Source organism: Paraclostridium benzoelyticum (assembly GCF_001006285.1).
Lineage (GTDB): Bacteria > Bacillota > Clostridia > Peptostreptococcales > Peptostreptococcaceae > Paraclostridium > Paraclostridium benzoelyticum.
This window is the reverse complement of record NZ_LBBT01000083.1, coordinates 1-3,058: the sequence shown is the minus strand read 5'-3', so window position 1 is coordinate 3,058 and position 3,058 is coordinate 1. Positions and strand designations below refer to the sequence as shown.

The 3,058-nt window shown below is 26.2% G+C and carries 3 protein-coding genes; all 3 read left to right on the top strand.

Annotated elements, in window-relative coordinates:
• Positions 1-231 precede the first annotated feature (231 nt).
• Entirely contained in the window at positions 232-1,572 is a 1,341-nt protein-coding gene (locus VN21_RS03895; protein WP_046822135.1) for a MotA/TolQ/ExbB proton channel family protein, read from the top strand.
• Positions 1,562-2,185 (top strand): OmpA family protein, encoded by a 624-nt coding sequence (locus tag VN21_RS03890; RefSeq protein ID WP_046822134.1) that lies wholly within the window; start codon positions 1,562-1,564, stop codon positions 2,183-2,185. The genes VN21_RS03895 and VN21_RS03890 overlap by 11 nt, the downstream gene beginning before the upstream one ends.
• Before the next feature lie 86 nt (positions 2,186-2,271).
• Positions 2,272-2,919: a hypothetical protein gene (locus VN21_RS03885; protein ID WP_046822133.1), complete on the top strand. Its 648-nt coding sequence runs from the start codon at positions 2,272-2,274 to the stop codon at positions 2,917-2,919.
• Positions 2,920-3,058: the final 139 nt, after the last annotated feature.

Genomic DNA, 3,058 nt, shown 5'->3' with positions numbered 1-3,058 from the left:
TAAATATTTAACTATTAAAAATACTCTCTACATTAAACCTTAGCTTCTGAGTTATCTACATTAATACAGATAAAACCCATAAATTTATCAGAAGTAGCTTGAGTATAAAAATAGTATTTATATCTTAGAAGGTACCTTGAAGTTAAACCAAAGGTATCTTCTTATTTTTTGTCTATTTTAACTAGTATGTACATATATATTATTAAAACACATTCAATTAAGGAGGTTAGTATGGGAAGTATAATAAGTAATTTATTTACATCGATATTTACAAATCCTATAACATTAATATTTATAGGTATTACAATAATTCACTCAGTTATAAACGTTATAAAAAACAATAAAATCTATGATTTTGTGCAAGAGAAATTGAAGGAGTTAAATTTAAATCCAGAAGAAAGTGATATAGTATCTATTGCTAATAATAAGTACGAATCATATAAAAGCACATATCCATATGCAGAAATAAACATGAACACATTTGTAGAAGAAGTTATATCTGACTTTTCTAAAGATAGTAAGATTATAATAAATGAAATAAAAGCTGTTAAGAGTTCACCTTCATTATGCATATTGTTAGGAGTTTTGGGTACATTTGTAGGACTTACAATAACTCTTGCAAGTATCGATAAGAGTGATATCGTAAACTCAATGACTCTTGCTATAGGCAGTATGCAAATCGCATTCGCTACAAGTATTGTAGGGATAATATGTTCAGTAACCATAAATGCATATATAAAATATAAAAATTGCGAGAGTATACTGTTACAATTGATGCTTAAACTAGAAAATATTATGACAGTTAAATCTAGCAATAACAAAGGAGAAGTTTTAGATTCAAAGTTAAATGAAATTAAGGTATGTATAAAGGATATCAGTAAAGCCATAAGCGCTATAGAAAGATTTGATAAGATTTCTAAAGATTTACATGACTTTAATGACGATTTTATATCTTCTATAGGGCAATTAGGTAATATGTTAAATGGATCAAACGATTCTATAAAGGCGTTTGATCAAAGCATAAGAAAATTAGATAAACAATTTAGTATACTTAATTTAAAATTTGTTAAGTTATTTGATACATATGAATCTCAAAGTAAAATTTATAATGAAATAGTAGAAAATGTAAAAGAGTCTTCAAAAGATATAAAAACAGTAAATCAAAGTCAACTTGCTATTAAAGACTATATAAGAGATGTAAATGCTGGATTTGCATTATATGAAAGAAATATACAAGATCTTATGGTGAAGTTAATCTCTCACGAAAATAATTTACTTATAAAACAAAATAGTATGAATGAAAACAATGTAACCTTAAAAGAGGATATACACAAGTTAACATCCGTTATAGATGAGCAGGCTAGATCAGTAATTGACCAACTAGAACTTGTATTTAAGTATATAGATATATATAAAGAAGCTTTAGACATGTCAAATTCAATATCATTAGAATCTGCTGTTAAAAATAATGAAGTTTATGATAATCCCAACCAAACTTTCGATTTAGATGAATTAGACGAAATTGAATTGTATGATGATGATGAAGAAGAGGAATTAGAGTATGATAAATAAATATAGAAGAACTGTAAATAAAGAGGAAGAACATAGTAATTTTTGGCCTACATTTACAGATTTATTAGCAACGATTTTAATGGTTGTTATAATGCTTTTAATTAGCTCTGAAAGTATGGTTGGAGGAGTAGAACAAGGAATAGCAAGTAACGTTAATAATTCAGTAAAACAAACTTTAAAAGAAAATGGAATTCCAATAGAAATTGACAAGGAAAGTGGAGAAGTTACATTTGGAGAAACTGCATTATTTGATACAGATAGTGATCAGTTAAAGCCAGAAGCTAAAGAAATCTTAAAAGTATTTGTTCCTAAGTACGCTGAAACTATATATAAAGATTATGGTGATTATATATCTAAAATAATAGTAGAAGGCCATACTGATGATGTAGGAACATATATATATAACTTAGACTTATCACAAAGAAGAGCTTTCAGTGTGGTAAACTTTATAGTTGGAGATGAAATAGGAGATTATAAGTATAAAGATAAACTAACAGAAGATATAATAGCTGTAGGTAGATCTAAAGCTGAACCTATAAAAAATAATGATGACAGTGTCAATAGAAATAAATCAAGAAGGGTAGAAATAAAACACGAAGTTAATGTAAATTAAAACTCCGAATATATGTTTGGAGTTTTTTTGTATTTAATACCAATTACGTGTTATAATTTATAGTGATTAGTTTGGAGGGATGAAAAATGACAGATAAACAAAAATTAGATAAGTTTTTAAAACTACAAAATAAAGGAATATCAATTGATGAAATAGCAACTCAATTGGATTCAGATATAAAAGCTTTAAGACGTTTTTTAAATAAAAATGGATATAAATCAGTAAAAGGAAAGTATGTAAAAAAAGATGGTATTCTTGAAAATGATTCAAAGCAAGATGTAAAACAATTAGAGTTAACAATAAATTCGGCTAAAGCATCTAAATCATCATCTAAAGATACTAAAACATCTACAAAAACAAAAAAAAGTAATGTTTCTAGTAACAATTCTAAAAAAAGTTCAAAAACTAATAATACCAAAATCCCAAAGGTATATAAAGCTAAACCAGCGAAGGTTAATGTTAGTGCTGAAGATTTAGATAAACTTTGCGAAGTTTATGACTGGTATTTATCAGTTAAAGATATAAAATCACTTAAACCAAAGACAACGAAATCTAAAAAAGATATTTTGATAGAGAAATGTGATATGACTGATTTAAAAAGTACTAGAGTTCAAGTTGAAAAATCCACATGGGAAGAGTTTGAACGATTATGTAGCAATTCTGATCATACTAAACAAGAAATAATAACTCAAGCTATAAAGGATTTTCTAAAACAATATAAGAATTTGGTTTAATAAAAAATAAATGAGCTACAGTATTTGTAGCTCATTTATTTTTTATTTATCACATAGTTTTTAATGTAAAAACTAAAGTAAACAAGAGCATAGGGATAAGTATTAGTATAGCTATTTTCTCAGAATTTTTTCTCATAAA

What these genes read in the sequence shown, in the direction of transcription:
- VN21_RS03895 (WP_046822135.1), top strand. Translation starts at nt 232, where the DNA reads ATGGGAAGTATAATAAGTAATTTATTTACATCGATATTTACAAATCCT.
- VN21_RS03890 (WP_046822134.1), top strand. Translation starts at nt 1,562, where the DNA reads ATGATAAATAAATATAGAAGAACTGTAAATAAAGAGGAAGAACATAGT.
- VN21_RS03885 (WP_046822133.1), top strand. Translation starts at nt 2,272, where the DNA reads ATGACAGATAAACAAAAATTAGATAAGTTTTTAAAACTACAAAATAAA.